At 36.5% G+C, this 20,708-nt stretch carries 24 protein-coding genes; 17 read left to right on the forward strand and 7 right to left on the reverse strand.

Features of this window, described 5'->3' with window-relative positions; genetic code table 11:
- Positions 1-144 precede the first annotated feature (144 nt).
- Positions 145-486 (forward strand): helix-turn-helix transcriptional regulator, encoded by a 342-nt coding sequence (locus H5J24_RS09390; protein ID WP_068943405.1) that lies wholly within the window; start codon positions 145-147, stop codon positions 484-486.
- 9 nt (positions 487-495) lie between these two features.
- Here the strand turns inward: H5J24_RS09390 and H5J24_RS09395 are convergent, their stop codons facing one another.
- Both H5J24_RS09395 and H5J24_RS09400 read right to left on the reverse strand, forming a co-directional pair.
- Entirely contained in the window at positions 496-1,227 is a 732-nt protein-coding gene (locus H5J24_RS09395) for an MBL fold metallo-hydrolase (RefSeq protein WP_082811326.1), read from the reverse strand.
- Positions 1,228-1,307: 80 nt separating this feature from the next.
- On the reverse strand, positions 1,308-2,066 hold the full coding sequence (locus H5J24_RS09400) for an NUDIX hydrolase (protein ID WP_315093052.1): 759 nt from the start codon (positions 2,064-2,066) through the stop codon (positions 1,308-1,310).
- 135 nt (positions 2,067-2,201) lie between these two features.
- On the opposite strand from H5J24_RS09400, the gene H5J24_RS09405 reads away from it, so the two are divergent.
- Positions 2,202-3,473, forward strand: a complete 1,272-nt coding sequence (locus H5J24_RS09405) for an MFS transporter (protein WP_228407635.1) — start codon at positions 2,202-2,204, stop codon at positions 3,471-3,473.
- Positions 3,474-3,603: 130 nt separating this feature from the next.
- Here H5J24_RS09405 and H5J24_RS26365 read toward each other — a convergent pair whose 3' ends face one another.
- Positions 3,604-3,705, reverse strand: a complete 102-nt coding sequence (locus H5J24_RS26365; protein ID WP_488153961.1) for a zinc-finger domain-containing protein — start codon at positions 3,703-3,705, stop codon at positions 3,604-3,606.
- Complete coding sequence (locus tag H5J24_RS09410; protein ID WP_068943404.1) at positions 3,702-4,076, reverse strand: winged helix-turn-helix transcriptional regulator; 375 nt, start codon at positions 4,074-4,076, stop codon at positions 3,702-3,704. Before H5J24_RS09410 ends, H5J24_RS26365 begins: the two co-directional genes overlap by 4 nt.
- A gap of 146 nt (positions 4,077-4,222) precedes the next feature.
- On the opposite strand from H5J24_RS09410, the gene H5J24_RS09415 reads away from it, so the two are divergent.
- The 9 genes from H5J24_RS09415 to H5J24_RS09455 all read left to right on the forward strand — a co-directional run bounded on the left by H5J24_RS09415 (position 4,223) and on the right by H5J24_RS09455 (position 11,354).
- A complete protein-coding gene (locus tag H5J24_RS09415; protein WP_068943403.1) occupies positions 4,223-5,143 on the forward strand; it encodes an alpha/beta hydrolase in 921 nt (306 codons plus the stop codon).
- A gap of 18 nt (positions 5,144-5,161) precedes the next feature.
- Positions 5,162-5,794 carry an MFS transporter gene (locus H5J24_RS09420; RefSeq protein WP_232816248.1) on the forward strand — a complete coding sequence of 211 codons (633 nt, stop codon included), beginning with the start codon at positions 5,162-5,164 and terminating at the stop codon, positions 5,792-5,794.
- Complete coding sequence (locus H5J24_RS09425; protein ID WP_232816249.1) at positions 5,791-6,327, forward strand: MFS transporter; 537 nt, start codon at positions 5,791-5,793, stop codon at positions 6,325-6,327. Before H5J24_RS09420 ends, H5J24_RS09425 begins: the two co-directional genes overlap by 4 nt.
- Before the next feature lie 78 nt (positions 6,328-6,405).
- Positions 6,406-7,107: a DsbA family oxidoreductase gene (locus tag H5J24_RS09430; protein ID WP_068943401.1), complete on the forward strand. Its 702-nt coding sequence runs from the start codon at positions 6,406-6,408 to the stop codon at positions 7,105-7,107.
- A 252-nt stretch (positions 7,108-7,359) separates the two neighbouring features.
- A complete protein-coding gene (locus H5J24_RS09435) occupies positions 7,360-7,941 on the forward strand; it encodes a 5'-methylthioadenosine/S-adenosylhomocysteine nucleosidase family protein (RefSeq protein WP_068943400.1) in 582 nt (193 codons plus the stop codon).
- A gap of 13 nt (positions 7,942-7,954) precedes the next feature.
- Positions 7,955-8,473 (forward strand): GNAT family N-acetyltransferase, encoded by a 519-nt coding sequence (locus tag H5J24_RS09440; RefSeq protein ID WP_068943399.1) that lies wholly within the window; start codon positions 7,955-7,957, stop codon positions 8,471-8,473.
- Positions 8,474-8,664: 191 nt separating this feature from the next.
- On the forward strand, positions 8,665-9,249 hold the full coding sequence (locus H5J24_RS09445) for a Crp/Fnr family transcriptional regulator (protein WP_068943398.1): 585 nt from the start codon (positions 8,665-8,667) through the stop codon (positions 9,247-9,249).
- 142 nt (positions 9,250-9,391) lie between these two features.
- Positions 9,392-10,366: a 3-oxoacyl-[acyl-carrier-protein] synthase III C-terminal domain-containing protein gene (locus H5J24_RS09450; protein ID WP_068943397.1), complete on the forward strand. Its 975-nt coding sequence runs from the start codon at positions 9,392-9,394 to the stop codon at positions 10,364-10,366.
- A gap of 178 nt (positions 10,367-10,544) precedes the next feature.
- Positions 10,545-11,354, forward strand: coding sequence for an alpha/beta hydrolase (locus H5J24_RS09455; RefSeq protein ID WP_068943396.1), 810 nt, complete (start codon positions 10,545-10,547; stop codon positions 11,352-11,354).
- Positions 11,355-11,419: 65 nt separating this feature from the next.
- Here H5J24_RS09455 and H5J24_RS09460 read toward each other — a convergent pair whose 3' ends face one another.
- The gene (locus H5J24_RS09460) at positions 11,420-12,907 is read right to left on the reverse strand and encodes an aminotransferase-like domain-containing protein (protein WP_068943395.1); all 1,488 of its coding nucleotides are present in this window, start codon (positions 12,905-12,907) and stop codon (positions 11,420-11,422) included.
- A 66-nt stretch (positions 12,908-12,973) separates the two neighbouring features.
- Here H5J24_RS09460 and H5J24_RS09465 point away from each other — a divergent pair, with 66 nt between their 5' ends.
- The 5 genes from H5J24_RS09465 to bioA all read left to right on the forward strand — a co-directional run bounded on the left by H5J24_RS09465 (position 12,974) and on the right by bioA (position 18,144).
- A complete protein-coding gene (locus H5J24_RS09465) occupies positions 12,974-13,597 on the forward strand; it encodes a hypothetical protein (protein ID WP_068943394.1) in 624 nt (207 codons plus the stop codon).
- A complete protein-coding gene (locus H5J24_RS09470) occupies positions 13,590-14,699 on the forward strand; it encodes an aminotransferase class I/II-fold pyridoxal phosphate-dependent enzyme (protein ID WP_068943393.1) in 1,110 nt (369 codons plus the stop codon). Before H5J24_RS09465 ends, H5J24_RS09470 begins: the two co-directional genes overlap by 8 nt.
- A gap of 34 nt (positions 14,700-14,733) precedes the next feature.
- A complete protein-coding gene (gene bioD, locus H5J24_RS09475) occupies positions 14,734-15,345 on the forward strand; it encodes a dethiobiotin synthase (RefSeq protein WP_068943392.1) in 612 nt (203 codons plus the stop codon).
- Positions 15,346-15,347: 2 nt separating this feature from the next.
- Entirely contained in the window at positions 15,348-16,337 is a 990-nt protein-coding gene (bioB, locus tag H5J24_RS09480; RefSeq protein ID WP_429832473.1) for a biotin synthase BioB, read from the forward strand.
- A 517-nt stretch (positions 16,338-16,854) separates the two neighbouring features.
- Complete coding sequence (gene bioA, locus H5J24_RS09485) at positions 16,855-18,144, forward strand: adenosylmethionine--8-amino-7-oxononanoate transaminase (protein WP_068943390.1); 1,290 nt, start codon at positions 16,855-16,857, stop codon at positions 18,142-18,144.
- Positions 18,145-18,176: 32 nt separating this feature from the next.
- Here bioA and H5J24_RS09490 read toward each other — a convergent pair whose 3' ends face one another.
- Positions 18,177-18,362 carry a winged helix-turn-helix transcriptional regulator gene (locus H5J24_RS09490; protein WP_232816251.1) on the reverse strand — a complete coding sequence of 62 codons (186 nt, stop codon included), beginning with the start codon at positions 18,360-18,362 and terminating at the stop codon, positions 18,177-18,179.
- Positions 18,363-18,584: 222 nt separating this feature from the next.
- Between H5J24_RS09490 and H5J24_RS09495 the strand changes: the two genes are divergently transcribed.
- Positions 18,585-19,355, forward strand: coding sequence for an MBL fold metallo-hydrolase (locus H5J24_RS09495; RefSeq protein WP_068943388.1), 771 nt, complete (start codon positions 18,585-18,587; stop codon positions 19,353-19,355).
- Between the two features lie 169 nt (positions 19,356-19,524).
- On the opposite strand, the gene H5J24_RS09500 is transcribed toward H5J24_RS09495, so the two are convergent.
- Positions 19,525-20,688 (reverse strand): CynX/NimT family MFS transporter, encoded by a 1,164-nt coding sequence (locus tag H5J24_RS09500; protein ID WP_232816252.1) that lies wholly within the window; start codon positions 20,686-20,688, stop codon positions 19,525-19,527.
- Between the last annotated feature and the right edge of the window lie 20 nt (positions 20,689-20,708).

Raw genomic sequence — 20,708 nt, forward strand, 5'->3', positions numbered from 1 at the left:
AAAAGACAAAGAGATTTTGAATGTATAAAAATTATTTTATTTCCCTGTAGCAAATTATCACCCATTGATTGATAAAAAGAAACAAGATTGTGTACTGGTATGCAAAGGATGCATATCAGCAACGAGTAGAGATGAGAAAGTATTATGAAAAACAAAAAAACTGAACCGAACTTAGAGGATTTGAATCAAAAGATTCTTGTACAAGATGAAATTTTGGCATTAGCCAAAGCAAATTCTCCCCGTCTGCTAAACAAATTCAGACTGGTCTATCCTGATTTTTTCGAAAAGTTATCTGCTATACAGCCCGGTCTTAAAAATTCCGAACTGATCTTTTGTATTTACCTTAAGCTGAATATGACAACAAAGGAAATAGCCACCTGTATCTTTGTTACCCCCAAAGCTATACAAAATCGGAAAAACAGGATCAGAAAGAAACTGAATATTCCTTCTGAGTTTGATATCTACAAATGGTTTAATGAAATTTAAACCATTTTTTTAAACTTTAATAACCGCTTTATCCAGATCGTGATAAAGAAGTATCTGCCAATCATTCTCTTTGGCTTCTTTTTCCCATAACAGCCTTAATTCCATTGCTTTTCTTCCGTTAAAATCACTTTTATAGGCCAGATGGTATTTTAAATAGGAGGCTTGTGGAAGATCATCTGCTCCATAAAAAGCCGTTTCTTCATTTTCCCTGATCCAAAACACCTGCATAAAAGGAGTGTGTCCGCCTACTACTTCATAAGATATTTCATGGGTAATCTGTCCTTTGTCTTCATTCATCCAGGTAATATTGGGCAATTGTATCAACTGTTCCAGAATATCAAAATCAAAAGAAGGGTTTCCTTTATTTTCCATGGCAAAAGCCAGTTCACGCTTCTGGATATAAATTTGTGCATTAGGAAAAGCCGCTTCATAGCCATGATCGGTATTGTTTACAGCACCTTCAATATGGTCTTTATGAAGATGGGAGAGAAGGAGTTTGGTAATCTGCTCCGGACGTACATTTTCTCTTTCAAGAATTTCTGAAATCACCGTTCTTCCTGTTGCATTTTTCCAGCCAATCCCGGCATCTAAAAGGATATGATCATTTTCGGTAATAATAAGAAAAGGTTGTACAGACATTTTAATTCCGCCAACTTTATCAAAATTGTCTTCTGTTAAAAGGGTAAAATCTTTGGTTTTGCTGGCTGAGAAATTGCCTTCTTTGAGCGGAATGATTTTCATGATGCAAATTTCCTGAATATTTCTAATATTCAAAAGGTTTTTCATCAATATAGATCATCGGTAAAAACAATAGAAAACTGTTACCAGTTGTTCAGACCGTTTTCCAATGCTTTTTCATAATTTTCTAGATCAAAAGAATAAAGATCGGGAGATCTGTGAGCCCCCACATATTTTTGTTCATCAAGTTTTTTTAAGACATTCAGATTTTTAATTTTTCTATAGAAATTTCCACGGTTAAGAGGTTTTCCTAATATGGCTTCATATAGTTTCTGCAGTTCCGGAAGTGTAAATTTTTCCGGCATCAGATTATAACCGATGGGTTTGGATGATATTTTTTCCCGTAGGGTAAGCAAAGCTTTTTCAATGATTTCCCGGTGGTCCATTGCAAAATCAATTTCGGACAGCTGGCGTAAATAAACCCATTCACATGCCTCACTTACATCATCAGCAACAGGATTAATTTCAGAAGAGTTATAAAGTGCGTAATATCCTACGGAAATAAACCGCTGCTTTTGGAAAAGGGTTTCGTCAAATTCTTCAAAATAAAGCTGGCTTCTGTTTTTTCTTCCAAAAACGCCAAATTCCTGCAGGAAGACATCAGTAACTCCAGCTCTGTCTTCCAGTACTCTTACTACCGCTTCATCCAGATCTTCATCTCTTCTCACATAGCCGCCCGGGAGCAGCCATTGTTTTCTGTATTTCATTCTTACCAGCAATACCTTAAGTTCATTCTGATCAAAACCAAAAACAACCGGGTCCACTGAAATATGAGGAAGAAAAAGTTCTTTTGCTTCGGCAGATTTCTGTAAAATCTGTTCCCTGGAATCCATATAATCCATAAAAATAAAATGTGTGATTACAAATGTAAAGATAAAATCGGATAATGCTTAAAAAAACTCTTTGCTGAAGCAGTATGAAAGGATAAAATCTATAACACCAACAGGTGAAATCAATGATAATCGTCTGTCTTTTTTATGAAAATCGCTACCTTTGAGACCGATAAAAATATATCCAAAATAGGCAATGATCAGGATATATTACATTTCAATAAAAATTTTAAGATGCAGGAGAACTCTACCAACGGTATTTCCAGGACAGTGGTCTGGTTAATGGCTATTATTTCAGGACTTGTTGTTGCCAACAATTATTATAATCAACCTTTACTCGCATTGATCTCAGAAGATCTAAACGTTTCAGAAGCTGCAGCGAGTAAGATTTCAGTACTTACTCAGATTGGTTATGCTTTGGGATTATTACTGATAGTACCGCTTGGAGATAAATTTTTCCGTAAAAAGCTAATTCTTATCGATTTGTTTCTTGTCTTTGGTTCTCTGCTTTGGATGACCTTTGCCAATGAGTTGTGGATGCTGTATGCCGCGAGTTTATTGATTGGAGCTACCTCTGTGATTCCTCAGCTATTTGTTCCTATTGCAGCAGAACTTTCCTCAGATAAAGAGAAATCTGCTAATATCGGGCTGGTAATGTCCGGACTTTTACTGGGAATCCTTCTTTCCCGTTTTATTGGTGGAATCGTAGGTGAAGTATGGGGCTGGAGGGCAATGTTCGGAATTGCTGCGGGATTAATGATTTTAGTCTGGCTGGCCGTTTACAAAATGCTCCCTGAACTACACCCGAACTTCAAAGGAACCTACAAAGAGCTGATGCGATCTGTGGCCCATCTTGCTAAAACACAGCCGATTCTTCAATTGGCATCTTTCCGTGGAGCAATGGCTTTTGGATCTATGTGTGCTTTATTTACAACTTTGGTGTTTCATATGGAGAAACCTCCTTTTAATGCAGGTTCATCCGTTGTTGGAAGTTTTGGATTGGCGGGAGCAGTTGGTGCTTTGGCAGCCGCTAAAGTAGGAAAGCTTCAGAAATATTTAGATATCAATCGTATTATACTTTATTCATTACTGATTCTGATAGGAAGCTGGGGATTCACTTATTTTGCAGGCGAAACCTATTGGGGGCTTATTGTAGGGGTAATTCTTGTAGATCTTGGAGTACAATCCAGCCATATTATGAATCAAACGAATTACTTCATGATTAAATCCAATGCGGTAAACCGACTGAATACAGTGTATATGGTTTCTTATTTTATCGGGGGATCACTGGGAACATGGCTGGCTTCCGTTGCGTGGCAGAAAGCCCAATGGACAGGTGTTTGTGCGGTAGGAACTGCTTTTGGAGTGTTAGCTTTGATCGCTCATGTCCTGTTTTGTAATAAAGTCAATAAATCATAATCATTATCGGTTGGAAAACGCTATGAATTTAAAATAACATACTGCTTTAAGGCGTAAGAAAATTGATTTATAATCGCCATGAATGCGCTAATATTTTTATCATCTATGTGCGTATGTGGTTATATTTTTTTCAACCACATATATAATAAGTGTAATTAAAATTAATCGTGCATTCGTGGCAATAAATATTTTCAAGTTTATTGGTTTTATTAACAATGTTTACATCGATTATTCTTTACAGTCTTGCTCTTCAATAACCTTCCTGTGTTTTCCGCCCCATTCATTTAAAGCATCCCAAATAGGAATAAGTTCTCTGGCAATTGCTGTAAGTTCATAATCTACCCTTGGAGGAACTTCTGCATACACAGTCCTTTTTACCAGCCCTTCCTTTTCAAGCTCTCTCAATTGGAGCGTAAGCATTCTTTCCGTAATTCCTGAAATGGATCTTTTAAGTTCACTGAAACGTAGTTTTTCATCCTTTAATTTGCTTAGGATAAACAGTTTCCATCTTCCGCCAATCTTGCAGACAGCATAACTCAGATCACACTCCTGAATATATTGTTTATTGATATTATTCGTTGAACTTTCTTTTATACTTCCCATTACTTACAAATTTGTTAGTACCATACAATGATATCCGTATAGTGCAAATGTAAGGTATGAAATCTAAATTTGCCTCATAAAAGCAGACAAAAAACAATAGCGCTACTGTTTACTGCAAAACAATATTAACCTAAAATTAAAACAAAATGCAGTTGACACCAAAAATCAATCAGATTTTAAACCATTTAGAAAAAATACAGTCCTTTAATCCTCAAAATCCATTAGACGATACCCGAAAATATCTTGAAACAATGTCTCTACAGCTTAATGGCAGGAAAGAAACTGTAGCTATGATTGAAGAGCTTGAGGTTCCGGGGGCTACTCATCAAATTCCGGTTAGAATCTATCGCCCTAAAGGGAAAACAGTTCAAAAATCTCCAGCCATTATTTATATTCATGGTGGATGGTTTATTGCCGGCGGTTATGAAACTCATGATGCAGTAGTTCGTAAGATTGCCAATACAACAGAGGCTGTTGTTATTTTTGTAGATTATCGTCTTGCTCCGGAACATCCTTTCCCAGCAGGATTGAATGATTGTCTGGATGCTGTACAGTGGATCAGAGAAAATGCAGAGTCATTAGGAATTGATCCGGATCAAATAGGAATCATAGGAGACAGTGCCGGAGGAGGTTTATCAACGGCTGTTTCTACTCAAATTGGAGAAGTTTTTAAGTTTCAGGTTCTGATTTATCCTGCAGTGGATAATCAGCTTAATACCCAATCATGGGAAACCTATGAAAACGGACCTGTACTGAATAAACAAGGCGGAGTAGATGCCTGGAACTGGTATCTTCCTAAGGAAGAAGCTAATAATCCTTTAGCCATTCCTATTTTAATTAAAGATTTTAAGAATACTCCTTCTACCTTAATCATCATTGCTGAGCATGATCCTTTGGCTGATGATGCGAAAAATCTTACTGTAAATATGAAAAATGCCGGAGTATCTGTTACCACAAGCTTTTATAAAGATATGGTTCATGGCTTTATGCATATGGGAGAGATTCTAGAAGACACTCAATTGGCAGTGAATGAGATGGCTGGTTTTGCTCAGCAGCATTTTAAATAAACCAATTTTTAGCAAACCATGAAAAAGTATGCATACATTGGATGTTTAGGATTTATAGCCGTTATTACCACAGAATTTGGAATTATTGGAATTCTTCCCCAGGTTGCGGAGCATTATAAAATCAGCATAGACAAGGCCGGGTATCTTTTAAGTGCTTTTGCTTTGGTCATTGCTCTTACAGGACCTTTTATGACATTACTGACTTCAGGAATGGATCGAAAGAAAATAATGACGGCTGCTATCTTTATGTTTCTGTTCACGGGAATTGTCTCTTCCTTTTCACCTCCTTTCTGGCTGTTGATGATGGTAAGAATTCTTCCTGCATTTTTGCAGCCTGTATATATAGCTACGGCATTGTCTGTAGCAGTATCAAGGAGTGACAGAAGTCATAAAAATGAGTTGATGAGTATTGTTTTCAGTGGGGTAGCTATTGCAATGGTGACTACAGTTCCTTTTGCTACGTGGATTTCGGCACTCTATTCATGGGAATATTCCTTTATGATACAAGCTGTAATAAGCTTAATTGCTTTGATGATCATTCATTTTCTTCTTCCGCCTATGCCTGTGAAAGAGAAAAAATCTTACGGAAGCCAGATCCGGATATTAAAGCAGCCTGTGTTTATTTTGAGTACCCTCACGAACTTTTTATGATTACAGCCTGGTTTTCTACCTACAGCTACTTTGCAGATTATTTGGGTAAGGCTAAAGGAATGGATGCTTCTATGGTAAGTTATATGTTATTTCTATTTGGAATTATAGGCATTATTGCCAATAGAATTGCAGGTAAAATGCTTAATAAAAATATAACGGCTACATTGGCATTTTTCCTCTCCGGAACGATACTGATTCCTGTATTGTTATCTGTTTCAGGTGGGAATACAATGGCTACGATTATTGTCATTGGAGTGTGGGGATTTTTATATTCTCCAAGTTTCCTGAATGCATCTACTTATATGATCTCTGCAGCACCGGATGCGTTGGAGTTTGCCAACAGTCTTGCTACCTCATTCGGCAATTTGGGAGTCACGTTAGGAACGACTATTGGAGGTTGGATTATTATGAGTCAGGGAGTAGAATATACTCCATGGATAGGGTTTGTTTTTGGGATTTTAGCCTTCTTTATGATGATATTGAGAAGTGTATTGGAAAAAAGGAGAAGTGTTCTTTCAGGTTGTTTAAAATAAATGTAACAAATTTTATTACATTAAAATAATTCCGTATCTTTGATCTATTAAATTTGAATTAAAATTAAATACAATACAATGAAAATAGAAATATGGTCGGATGTGATGTGTCCGTTTTGCTATATAGGGAAAAATAATTTTGAAAAGGCTTTAGAAAAATTACCATTTAAAGATGAGGTAGAAGTAGAGTGGAAGAGTTTTCAGCTTGATCCGACTTTAGATTCCGACAAAACTCAGAATACTCTTCAGTATTTTAGAGAGAAAAAAGGAGTTCAGGAGGCTCAGGCATCCCAAATGTTAAGCCAGGTGACCCAGATGGGAAAAGGAGCCGGTATTGACTTTGATTTTGAAAAAGCGCTTATCACCAATACTTTTAGTGCTCACAGACTTCTTCATTTGGCTAAAAAACATAATAAATCAAATGAAATGGAAGAAGCCTTATTTATTGCTCATTTTATTGATGGCAAAAATGTGGGTGACCCAGAAGTATTGATTTCCCTTGCTGAAAACTTAGGTATTGATAAAGAAGAAGCTAGAGAAGCTGTAACTTCTGACCAGCTTGACTACGAAGTGAACCAGGATATTATGGAAGCAAGAAATAACGGTGTTTCCGGAGTTCCTTTCTTTGTCCTGAACGGGAAATATGCGGTTTCAGGAGCACAGCCTGTAGAAGTGTTTGAAAATGCATTACAACAGACTTATAAAGAGACGGTAAGTCATTTCAAAGATCTCTCAGGAGGCAACGGCGCTTCCTGTGATGCTGACGGATGCAGCATTTAATAATTTAACCCCAGGCTATTTTAGTTTGGGGTTTTATTTTAATATATAAATTATTCGCTAATTATCTTTATAAAGCTGTATTTACTACAAATCCGAATCTTTTATTCAAACAGCAAATTAAGATTATTTTGTAGCGTTATCCGTGAAATTAGTATTTAAAAAGTTTCTAAAAGTTGATTGAAATTGTTAACGCAATCCAAATACCATAAAACTCTTGTATCTTTGTAATACAGTATAAATCTATATTCTTCAATGATAAAAATTAGTAATGAACATCATTATCCTATTGCAGATACTCTATTTGTTTTTGCACTGGATTCTGAAGCAGGGACAGTATTTGATGATAAGAATAAATTAATAACAGGAATAGGGAAGGTAAATGCAGCCATTGAGCTTACCAAAGAAATTCATACCAGAAAACCGAAATTAATTGTCAATCTGGGTTCAGCAGGAAGCAAAGGATTTCAGAAAGGTGAAGTGGTTTGCTGCACAAAATTCATCCAGCGGGATATGGATGTAAGAGGCCTTGGATTTAAAATGTATGAAACTCCATTATCCGGAGTCCCACCCGTTTTGGAATATGGTTTGAAAATGGACACTTTACAAGAAGGAATCTGTGGGAGTGGAGACAGTTTTGAAATGAATCACTCAGAAACTGACTATAATATTGTAGATATGGAAGCTTATCCTTTAGCCTTGATTGCACAAAAAGAAAATATTCCGTTTCTATGCCTAAAATACATTTCAGATGATGCGGGAAGTGACGCTGCAGAGGATTGGAGTGTACAGGTACATCTGGCTTCTGAAGCATTCAAAAAAATATTATTTTCATAAAACTTATATAAAAATGGCATCTATTATCATTAACAAAGCATCTGCTGAAGATACAGATAGTATACAGAAACTGGCTATTCAGACATTTTCTGAAACCTTTGCAAAAGACAATACGGAAGAAGCCATGGAGAAATACCTGAAAGAAAGTTTCAATACAGAAAAGGTGAAATCCGAAATCAATAATCCTGATTCTCATTTCTATATTGCATGGGAAGAAGATAATCCGGTAGGGTATTTGAAAGTTAATGGTGGTAAAGCGCAGACTGAACTACAGGATGAAACCAGCCTTGAAATTGAAAGAATCTATGTAAAGAAAAGCCATCACGGTCAAAAAGTAGGGCAGCTTCTCTATGATCAGGCTTTGAAAATAGCTTATCAGTTCAATAAATCATATTTGTGGCTGGGTGTCTGGGAAGAAAATCTGAGAGCTTTAAATTTTTACAGAAAGAATGGTTTCATAGAGTTTGATAAGCATATTTTCAGACTTGGAGATGAGGAGCAGACAGATCTGATGATGAAGAAAATTCTGTAGTAAAATGATCTCAAAGTATTCATGGAAATGAATTATTTGCTCACAGGTTTTGGAGATTTCGCAGATTTTTAATTGCCACTAATTCACGAATTATTTTTAGAGCATTTGTGGCAAAAAAGAAGGGCCACTTTTACTAAAATTTTGATTTTCCTGTACCTTAAAGAAAAGCCTATCTTAGTGTTATCGATACAATGAACAATTCAGAATTCTTAAAACAAGTCAATACTTATTATCCGTTATCAGAGGAAACGATTACAGCCTTATTGGATATCTGTATTGAAGAACAATACAAAAAGAATGAACTTCTTCTGGAAGCCGGAAATATGGCCAGGTATTACTATTTTATTAAATCCGGTTTGATAGGATATTATACAATAGATGAAGACGGGAACTACATTTACAAGATTTTTTTTGAAGAGAACAGCTTTGTGGCTTCTACTTCTGCTATTATTAAAAATGAACCTAGTGAGTTCAGTATCATTGCGCTTGAAGACTGCTCAGTCATTAAATATCCGGTAAAAGCTTTTCGGGAATTATTAGAAAAGCACCATGATCTGGCCCTGTTTCATCTCCGATATCTTGAAAAAAACTGGGTAGTAAAGAAAGAGCCTCTCGAAGTTTCCTTAAAATTTGAAACAGCCAAACAAAGGTATTTGTCATTGCTTGATCATAAACCTTTACATGATCGTTTAAAACAGCATCATATTGCATCTTATCTGGGGATTACTCCCACTCAGCTTAGCCGGATCAAAAAGGATCTCAACAAATTATCTTAAAGTTTTTTCTATATTATTTATTAGCACTCTAGTTTTTCATAATTAATTTATTTTTCGTGTAAATTTTACTAAATTTACAATAATTCTCAGTATAGAGAATTAATTGAAAAATCACAGAAAACCAATCAACATTCTATTAACTATGAAACTTCATCACACTTATTTCTATCATCCGGAAAATGCGGAAACAAATCAATTCGTCATCGAACAATTTGAACAGCAAAATGTATCTATGCAGAAGATCCAGAATGCACTGGGACGCAACAATCGTTTTGTTGTAACTGAAGAGTCTGAAGAGACAACACTTTCTATGGGAATTGAAGCGGCAAAAGGAGTGCTCAGGGAAAGTAATATTTCCATTTTGGATATTGATATTATCGTATTTGTAACCAGTACTTCAGAACACCTTATACCTTGTGATGCTATTAAAATACATCAGGCATTAGGAGGGAAACCTAATACTTTATGTTATGATATCAATGTCAATTGTATCGGGGCCTTTGTAGCTCTGGATCAGGTTTCAAAATATCTTGAAGGCTCTTTCACTGCTCAGAAAGCACTTGTTGTATGTTCAGAAAAGCTATCCAGAATATTAGATCCTAAAAATCCGATCACCGCATTTTGTTTTTCAGATTCTTCTTTTACTTTTATTGTAGAGAAAGATGATTCTTCTTCAGGATTACTGGATGTTCTGTATCATACGGACAGTAGTGTTTGCAATACAGTCTTGTTTCCTCCTGAAGGATATTCATGTTATAACCCGAATGATGTCACTTTATGGGATAGTAGCTTCGACGGAAGTGGCAGTGTCAATTTTGCATTAGATGATATGGAAGAATTTTTAGAGCATAATGATTTAAATATAGAAAAAATTGATCTGTTTTTATTTTCTCAATTTTCATTAAAGAATATTAATACTATTTGTGAGCACTTTAATTTACCTCCGGAAAAGATTCCGTTCTATTCAAGAGAAGTAGGGTATACCGGCTCTTCAAGCCCTTTTCTGGCATTACATCAATATCAGCAGAAGGTAAGAAAGCTCAAAAGAGGGGAGCATATTCTGATATGGACACTGGGAGCAGGCTATCAGGCAGGATTAATGCTTTGGAAATACTGATACTTTTAAGAGTATAAAAAATAAATTAACATAAGCTTCAACATTTGTTGAGGTTTTTCAGTTTTTTCCATTGCACCTTTGTATTGTCATAAGATCATAGATATATTAAGTTTTAATTCTTACATTTAGATGAGATGTACTTCATGATCTGCTTCTATTAATTAAATATCGTTAAAGCATGAAAAAGTTAATCAACATTGTTGTTGTTCTTACCTCCTTTGCACAGTTTTCTGCACAAAAAATTATTCATCAGGAAGTTTTCAGTCCCAAAATGAATAAAAAGATCAAAACCATTATCATCACTCCCAACCTGCAGCCCAATACAACATATCCATCCGTATATATTCTTCATGGTTTCAGTGGCAATCCTGACAGGATTATCAAAGAAGATATTCCCGATATTGTTAAGAAAGCCCAGGAGTATAAAACCATTTATGTACTGCCTGATGGAAATTACAGTTCATGGTATGTAGACAGTCCAATTGTAAAAGATTCCCAATATCAAACCTTTATCGGGAAAGAGCTCGTTGAGTTTATCGATAAAAATTATCCGGTAAAAGCCGATAAAAAGTTCAGAGGAATCCTTGGATGGAGTATGGGAGGCTATGGAGCTACTAATATTGGAGTAACTTATAATAAAACATTCGGAATTGTAGGAAGTTCTTGTGGTGCTTTAGACTTTAATTCGTTTGGGGAAGGATATACCAAGTATATGGTGAATAAAGTACTGGGGCCTTTAGAATCAATGAATTCCAACTTCCTTACAGATAGTAAAATAAAGATAATGGCTACAGCTGGTCAACGTTACATTTTCGATTGTGGAACGGAAGATGTTCAGATGATCGGGCAAAATAGAAAGTTCCATACAAAACTTACTGAGCAAAGGATACAACACCTTTATATAGAATCTTTAGGAGCTCATGATACGCAGTATTGGAGTCGTTCACTTTCTGAGCAGTTAACCTTATTCGACAAATACTTTAGATAGTATACATTGTTAAAAATCTTATTAAACCCTTTCTAAAAATTATTCTTAGAAGGGGATTTACCTTTTTATCTAAAATCCTTAGTATTCTTGGAAAGAACCTCAATACTCTTTTCCATTTCATCAAAATTTAAATCACCAAAACCTAACCGCATCGCAATAAGATTCTTATTCTGATAAAGCAAAGTTTTCGGGATGAAAAGATTATCCTGGGCACATTTCCGGCTCAATTGCATCAGATTAATGGGGATATTCCATTCCATCCAGACGGCAAGGCCACCGGAAGGTTTTTCAAATCTGATAATGTCACCAAGATTTTCTTTAAGCAGAATACTGAAATGATCTCGTCTTTCCTGATATACTTTTAAAGATTTTTTCAGATAACGGTTAATTTCACCTTCTTCAATCATTTCACCCAGTGTTCTTTCCATCAAAATATCTCCTTGGCGGTCAATAATTCCGAGATACTTTCTCATTTCCACCATCAGATTTTCAGGAGCTACTATAAATCCGGTTCTGAATCCGGGCGCTAATGATTTCCCGAAAGATCCTATATAGATGACCATTCCATTCGTATCGGCACTGGCCAGTGGCAAAATTGGACTTTTATCATAATGGAATTCATAATCGTAGTCATCTTCAAGAATAATAAATCCGTATTCATTGGCTAACTCCAGCAATTCCAACCTTCTCTGTGCACTTAAAGCTACGGTTGTAGGATAGTGATGGTGTGGAGTGAGGTAGAGCATTCTTATTTTCTGTTTTTTACAAGCTTCCCGGACGCTTTCTACGATAATTCCGTCTTCATCAATCGGAAGAGTAACAATATTGACTCCAGCCTTCTGGAAAATCATATTCACAGAAAAATAACTTAGATCTCCGACCAATACCGTGTCTCCTAAGGACAATAGGATTTCAGAAACAATATATATACTCATTTCCGTACTTCGGGTGATCAGAAGGTTGTTTTTAGAAATAGGCAATCCGCGGGATAGATTAAGATATTGTGATAAATGTTCCTTAAAAAACTCACTTCCATCATGGTTGTAGTGGCCAAATGCTTTCTGATTGGATTTACGCTTAAGGATAGAGCTGTAGAACCTGGAATGCTGTCCGATCTGGGTAAGTCTGATATCCGGAACCCCATCATTAAAAACATATTCACAATCCGAATGTTCAAAAGGATTATCTAAAATGTTAGAGGTTTTAAAAGTAAACCCGGTCGCCTTAGGGTAGTTTTGAAGGTTGTTTTCTTTAAAATCCTTCACTTTTACAGGTTTTTCCTGATCTTTCCCAATCACAAAAGTTCCTTTGTTCGGAAAACTTTCCACCCAGCCCTGTGCAGAAAGTTCATCATATACTGCTACTGCCGTATTCCGGTGTACTTCCAGTATTTCACTGAACGCTCTGGTTCCCGGAAGTTTGGTTCCAAAAGGTAAAAAACCTCTTTGGATGGAATTCACCAATTGATTGGCTATTTGTAAATAGATAGAAGTTTCTGATTTTCTATCTATTTTAATAAAACTTTGGTAAGGAATCTTAACCGGACTATCCATAATGTGAAAACTGGCACTGTATAACCATCCGGCAATATACTACTTTTGAAATCAAAATAAAAATCTATGGAATTTCATCATCTGCTTAAAAGAATAGTACAGGAAGGCCGAACCCATGCCAAATGGCTAAACACTCTGTCTTTTATGGAAAATGCCGGTGCAAGAAAAATATCGAAGTGTGAACATCCTGTGCTGGTTACTCAAATTCAGTTAAAACATGCAGCAGAAGAGCATAGACATGCCTATTACCTTAAAAAACAGATTGGAAAAATAGATCCTGAATTTTGCAAAACCTATGAAAGCAATGAGCTGCTTGCTTCTGTGGCAACCCGGCAATATTTACATTCATTAGATATCAAGGCTTGTAGATACCTTCAGGAAGTATTTGAACTTTCCAAAGAAGATCTCAAATATGCAGCTTATCTATTTGTTACGTATGCTATTGAAGTTCGTGCTGATGAACTTTATCCTGTTTATCAACAAATTCTTACAGAAGAATCTTCCAAAATTATGGTAAAGTCGATTATCCTGGAAGAAGAAGGACATCTTGAAGAAATGATTAACCAGCTTAATGAATTCTCTGAAGATTGGCAGCTGCATGCAGATCATATTCTGAAAATTGAAAAAGAGCTTCATGACCAATGGATCAGTGCAATTGCTGAAGAAGTAGCACAGTTGAATTATGCTTAAAAACATTAGTTTTTGTCAGGAAGCTCTCCACAAAAGAAAACAGGAGGGAACCTTAAGGACTTTAAAGCCTAAAACTGATGGCGTTGATTTCTATTCTAATGATTATCTCGGATTAGCAAGGAATGAAGAACTTCATAATAAGTTATTAAAGAAACTCAATGCCAACCCCCAGCTGCTTTCTGGAAGTACAGGCTCCCGGCTGATTAGTGGAAACAGTACTGTTGCAGATTCTGTAGAAAGTTTTATTGCTGAAAAGCATCAATATCAGTCTGCATTGCTTTTTCCCTCCGGTTACCAGGCTAATTTAGCTCTGTTTTCAACACTTCCTGGCCGGCATGATACAGTGATTGTGGATGAGCAGATCCACCGTTCGGTACATGATGGATGCAAAATGTCAAATGCAAGGAAATTAAAATTCAACCATAACAATCCTGAGCATCTGGAAAATGTTTTAAAAAGGCAGGAAGGGCATTGCTATATTGCCATTGAAAGTCTTTATTCTATGGAAGGGGATCTTGCTCCGATCAGAGAAATTGCTGAACTGGCAAAACAGTACGGAGCTGAGTTGATTGTGGATGAAGCTCATGCTTTCGGTGTTTTTGGATATGGCTTGGTAGAAAAATATGGCTTAAAAGATGAGATTACAGCTAATGTAGTTACTTATGGTAAAGCATTAGGTGCTCACGGGGCTGCAATTCTTTGTCATGATAGTATAAAATCTTATCTGGTCAATTTTGCCTCTCCATTTATTTATACCACTGCTGCACAGGATTTTCAATGGATGAGTATAAAAACGGGATACGATTTTTTGGAAAACCATCACGAATTGTCTTTACTGCTCCAGAAAAATATTAAAATATTCCAAAATCAGGGATTGGCATCACCATCTTCGGTAATGAGTCCCATTCAGGCTATTGTTATTCCTGACAACCAGAAATTGAAAGCTTTACAGGAAACATTATCAGAAGAAGGATTTTTAACCTATGCTATATACAGTCCAACTGTAAAACAAGGAGCTGAAAGACTCAGAATATGCCTGCACAGCTTCAATACAGAAGAAGAGATTGTTAAACTTACAGAAATCATCAAAGATTTTCTGTAAGAGAATTTATGATAATATTGATTTACGAACCTCAATGAAACTATTTATAACAGGTATAGGAACTGAAATCGGAAAAACCGTTTGTTCCGCCATTTTAGTACAACATTTCAAAGCCGATTACTGGAAGCCTGTACAATCAGGAGATCTTCATTATACAGACAGTCATAAAATTGCAACCTGGACAGATAATACGGTTTGCCATCCCGAAATTTACCGCCTTCAATTGGCTGCATCACCACATCAGTCAGCAAGAGCAGAAAACATACAGATTCATCTTAATGATTTCCAGCTGCCGGAAACCCAAAACTCTCTGATCGTAGAAGGCGCCGGAGGGCTTATGGTCCCGCTTTCTGATGATACTTTTATGATTGATCTGCTTGAAAGATTAAGACTTCCTGCTGCACTCGTAGTAAGAAATTATTTAGGGTGCATCAATCATACTTTACTCTCCATTATGGTGCTTCAACAAAGAAATATAAGGCTTGAGTACCTTGTTCTCAACGGAGAATTTCCTGAAGATACCGAAAGAGTAATCTGTAATTACATTAAAAATGAAACAAAAATTATCAAAATCCCTGAGATAAAAAGTACGGATAAAGAACATGTAGCAATGGCTGCACAACAATTAAAAATAACAAAATTATGATAATGGATAGAACTACAACCAGAAACAACTGGACTAAAGAAGAAATAGAAGAAATTTATCACTTGCCTCTTATGGAGTTGATCTATAAGGCAGCAACTGTACATCGTGAATGGCATGATCCTTCTGAGGTACAGATCTCTACTTTATTATCCATCAAAACAGGAGGGTGTCCGGAAGACTGTTCATACTGTGGACAGGCTGCCCGCTATCACACCAATATCAAAGTGCAGGCCTTGCTTCCTACTGAAACCGTAATTGCTCACGCTCAAAAAGCAAAAGACAGCGGTTCTTCCCGTTTCTGCATGGCTGCTGCCTGGCGTGAAGTTCGTAACAACCGTGATTTTGACAGGGTTATTGATATGGTAAAAGGAGTTAATGAACTTGGACTGGAAGTATGCTGTACCTTGGGAATGCTTACTGAAGAACAGGCTGTGAGGCTTCAGGAGGCAGGATTATATGCCTACAATCATAATCTTGATACTTCTGAACAGTATTATGAAGAGATTATTTCCACCAGAACATTTGATAACCGAATCAATACCATCAATAATGTCCGCAAAGCAGGAATTACAGTGTGTTCCGGTGGAATTATTGGTCTTGGCGAAACCCATAGAGACAGAATTTCCATGCTATTAACATTAGCTACTATGCCTAAGCATCCGGAATCTGTTCCTATCAATGCTTTAGCTAGAGTAGAAGGAACTCCATTGGAAGATAATGAGAAAGTAGATCCATGGGAAATGGTAAGGATGATCGCTACTGCGAGAATTGTGATGCCGGCTTCTATGGTAAGATTAAGCGCCGGGCGTATAGAAATGACAGAAACTGAACAGGCATGGTGTTTTATGGCAGGAGCTAACTCTATTTTCACAGGAGAAAGAGAAACGCTTTTGGTTACACCTAATCCAGGGGTGTCTGAAGATATGCAAATGTTGGAAACGCTGGGATTAAAACCGATGATGAAAAAGAAAGCTGCTGCTAAACGATTATAAATAATGAGTCATGAGTTTCTGGATTTTAATTATGTATATTTTGAGCTTTGTTCAAGAATTACTTATTAAACTCCTTGATTCTTAGTTTTTATAGATTTAAACGCTAAGACCGCAAAGAGAAGCATAATGAAGCTGCATATTTTTCGTTCGCAAGGGCATTGCATTCAGCAGAGAAAAGTATAACAGTTAGTAGCTGAGTGAAACGCCTTTGCGTTCTTAAACTATACTACATGATTATAAAACCTTAGCGAGCATTGCGTTAAAAACAGAAACACTTAATTATTATAATTTAAAGGCTAAGACCGCAAAGAGAAGCATAATGAAGCTGCTTATTTTTCGTTCGCAAGTGCATTGCATTCAGCAGAGAAAAGTATATCAATCAATGGCTCTTAGCTGAGTGAAACGCCTTTGCGATCTTAAAGATTATACTACATGATTATAAAACTTTAGCGATCATTGCGTTAAAAACAGAAAATAGTACTGCTTTCAAAAAAGCATCAATACATTTATATCAAATATGGATACAATAACACCAACCAGTCTTCAGGAAAGGGATAAAGCCGTTAACTGGCATCCTTATACCCAGATGAAAACGGCTGACAATATTATTCCCATTGTGAAAGGGAAAGGTCTTTACCTTTTTGATAATGAAGGTAAAAAATATATGGATGTCGTTTCTTCATGGTGGGTAACCCTGCACGGACATTCACATCCTTATATTGCTCAACGTATATTTGAACAGCTCAATACTCTGGAACAGGTTATTTTTGCAGGGTTTACTCATGAGCCGGCCACTCAGCTTTCGGAAAGACTGTTAAAGCTTTTACCTGAAAATCAGGACAAAGTCTTCTATTCGGATAATGGGTCTACCGCTGTAGAAGTAGCTCTGAAAATGTGTATTCAGTATGCCCATAACCAGGGAAAAGAGAAAACGAAAATTCTTGCTTTTAAAAATGCATATCATGGTGATACGTTTGGGGCGATGTCTGTAAGTGGAAAAAGCTATTGGACTAAACCTTTTGAAAGCAGGCTCTTTGAGGTTATTTTCATTGATACACCCAATGCTGAAAATATGGAAAGCCTGCAATCACAAATTAAAGATCTTGCTGATGAGGTAGCATGTTTTATTTATGAACCTTTAGTTCAGGGAGCGGCAGGAATGCTGATGTATAAGGCAGAAGATCTGAATAGCTTAATGAAATTCTGCCGGGAGCAGGGAGTGTTGATGATTCAGGATGAGGTTTTTACAGGATTTGGAAGGACCGGAAAGCTTTTTGCGGCTCATTATCTTACTGAAAAGCCAGATATTATGTGTTTTTCAAAAGGATTGACAGGCGGAACAATGCCGATGGGGATCACAACGTGCTCCAAAACGATCTATGAAGCTTTCTGGTCTGATGACAAATACAAAACACTTTTTCACGGACATTCATTTACAGCTAATCCTTTAGCCTGTACGGCGGGATTGGCAAGTATGGATTTATTACTTCAAGAAGATACCCAAATGAACATCAAACGTATTTCTCAACAGCATTCAACGTTTATTAAAGTGCTGGCTTCTCATCCGCAAGTTGAAAATGCCCGCCAGATCGGAACTATTCTGGCATTTGATTTTAAAACCGGACATGGCACTTCCTATTTTAATGAAATAGGGAAAAGACTTTATAATGAATTTTTACAAAGGGGGATCATTATGCGCCCATTAGGAAATGTTCTTTATCTGGTTCCGCCATATTGTATTACTTCTGAAGAACTGAATGTTGTGTATCAGAATATTCTGGAGGTTCTGGATCAGTTTAAAGATTGAAAATCTTCATTTCCGAAACAATAAATAACATTCTAAGAGCTTAACTCATTTCCCCAGAGATGAAGTTGAGAAAGAATGGGCCCTAGTTTGTGTCCTTTTTCTGTAAGCTCATAATAAACTTCTGGAGGAAAATTATAGACTTCAATCCGTCGAATAATATGATCTTCCTCCAGTTGTTTTAGCTGTTCAGCAAGAACCTTTTTAGATACTCTGGGCATATTCCGCCACAATTCTACAAAACGTATTCGGTCTTCTTCAAAAGATTATGCAGGATTAATGGTTTCCATTTTCCCGAAAGAATATCCAGGCTTTTTCTCAACCCGCAATTTTTAAACTCTTCAAAATTCATAGGTTACTTTCATGTAAATAGATCACCTTTTGGTAACCTTCGATTGTTTTACCAAGGTTAACCAATAGATTTGTTTTACAAACTTAAGCAAATGAAATTACAATTATGGCGCAATGCAACATTGCTGTTGAATATGGACGGAACCTCTATTTTAATAGATCCAATGCTTGGCGAAAAAGGATCTTTGGGTAAATTTCCGATGACAGATAATGAGTTACTGAATCCTTTATTGGATCTTCCTTTCAGCAAGGAAGTTGTTGTGAAAAAACTACAGGAGATAGATGCGGTGGCCATTACCCATTTACACCCTGATCACTGGGATTCTACAGCTATGGAACTTATTGATAAAACAACAACCATTTTCTGTCCTTCTGCAATTTCAGATCAAATTGAGAAACAGGGGTTTCAGAATATTATAACAATCAATGATCATGTTCTTTGGAATAGTATTGATATTTCTATCACAAAAGGACAACATGGGACAGGAGAAATTGGTGATAAAATGGGAATAGTCAATGGATTTGTTTTCAAAAAAGACGGCCAGTCAGTGTATATTGTGGGAGATAGCATTTGGTATGATGATATTGCAAAGGAAATAGACAAACATCAGCCGAAGCATATTATCGTAGCAGGTGGAGCTGCTGCATTTTCTGTGGGAGATCCTATTATTATGACAAGTGAAGATATTATCAAAGTCTGTGAATATGCTCCTGGAGCTAAAATTTGGGTAACTCACCTGGAAGCTGTAAGCCACTGCAAGGAAGATAGGAAATTTATCCAGGAAAATATTGATAATAGAGGATATGGTCATCAATGTTTTATTCCAAAAGATGGGGAAGAAATAGATTTATCCTTTGATTAAAAATACACTCGTTTGTAAATTTTCTTTTCAGAGCAAGTCTTTAGTAACTTTTTGTTTACTCCCTTTAAACCTTATAGGTTTGTAGAATACAGAATAATAATCAAAAAAATGAGACCTTTCATCTAGAAACAGTCTCATTTTTATTTAAAATTAAAGCTAAGTGAATTGATTAATCTTCTACACATTTATTTCTTGCTGCTTTCAACCCAAAATAAAGCATGATCAATACTGCAATACTTAAGAAGTAGAATGAAGTATTCCAGGAAATATCCCAATCATGCAGCTTTCCAAACACCGGAGGCCCGAATGCAGCAATCAGATAGCCTACAGATTGTGCCATTCCGGAGATCTTCACCGCATTGATACTGCTTTTCGTTCTTGTAGAGAAAAACAGAATGGATAGACTGAAAGACAATCCATTGGAAATACCTATAATTACAGCATTTACATAGATCCATTGCGATTTTAGAAAGACAAACATCATGGTGCTTCCAAACATCAGAGTACAAATAAAAAGAATCATTATTCTTTGGTCTTTCATTTTACTGGCAATAATCGGGCAGCAGAATGTGATGGGAATCATGGTAATCTGAATTACAAAAAGCACCCATCCCGAACTTTCACCAGGCATATTGTAATCCGTAAGAAATGAAGGCAGCCAAGCAACCATACAGTAATAAAATAAGGATTGTAACCCCATGAAAATACTGATATTCCAGGCTTGGGAAGATTTAAACATATTAAAATCAGAAGTCCCCAAAGCGGTTTTTGGCTGTTCTGTATTCTTCTTGTTAAAAATCATTTCAAGGATTAATACCACAAATCCAAGTGCTGCAATCACCAGCCAGATCCCAAGAGAGCCGCGCCATCCGAATCCTGTCCATTCTCCGATTCTTACACTGAAACCGGAAGCCAGGGCAGCGGTAAGGTTCATGGAAACAGCAAAGATTCCCGTCATTAGGCCAATCTGCTTGGGAAAGTTATTCTTAACATATCCGGGAGTTACCACATTTCCGATACAAATTCCCAATCCAATAAACACTGAACCGATAAATAACAGCCAAAGAGAGCCTGAAATTCTCAGAAACAATCCAAAGCTCAGAATAATCAATGAATACATCAATAGTTTACTGATTCCGAACTTATTGGAAAACCTACTCACTAACACAGAACAAACCGCAAACATAAAAAGTGGGATAGAGGTCAAAAGGCTTACCTGGAAATTATCCAGTTTCAGAGCCTCTCTTACATCTCCAAGGACCGGAGATACAGCAACAATGGGTGACCGGAGATTGCTGGAAATCAATATAACCACCAGCACATTCAGAATCATTAAAACATAAGAAGCATTTT

Origin of the sequence: Chryseobacterium capnotolerans (genome assembly GCF_021278965.1) — a bacterium.
Classification (GTDB): domain Bacteria; phylum Bacteroidota; class Bacteroidia; order Flavobacteriales; family Weeksellaceae; genus Chryseobacterium; species Chryseobacterium capnotolerans.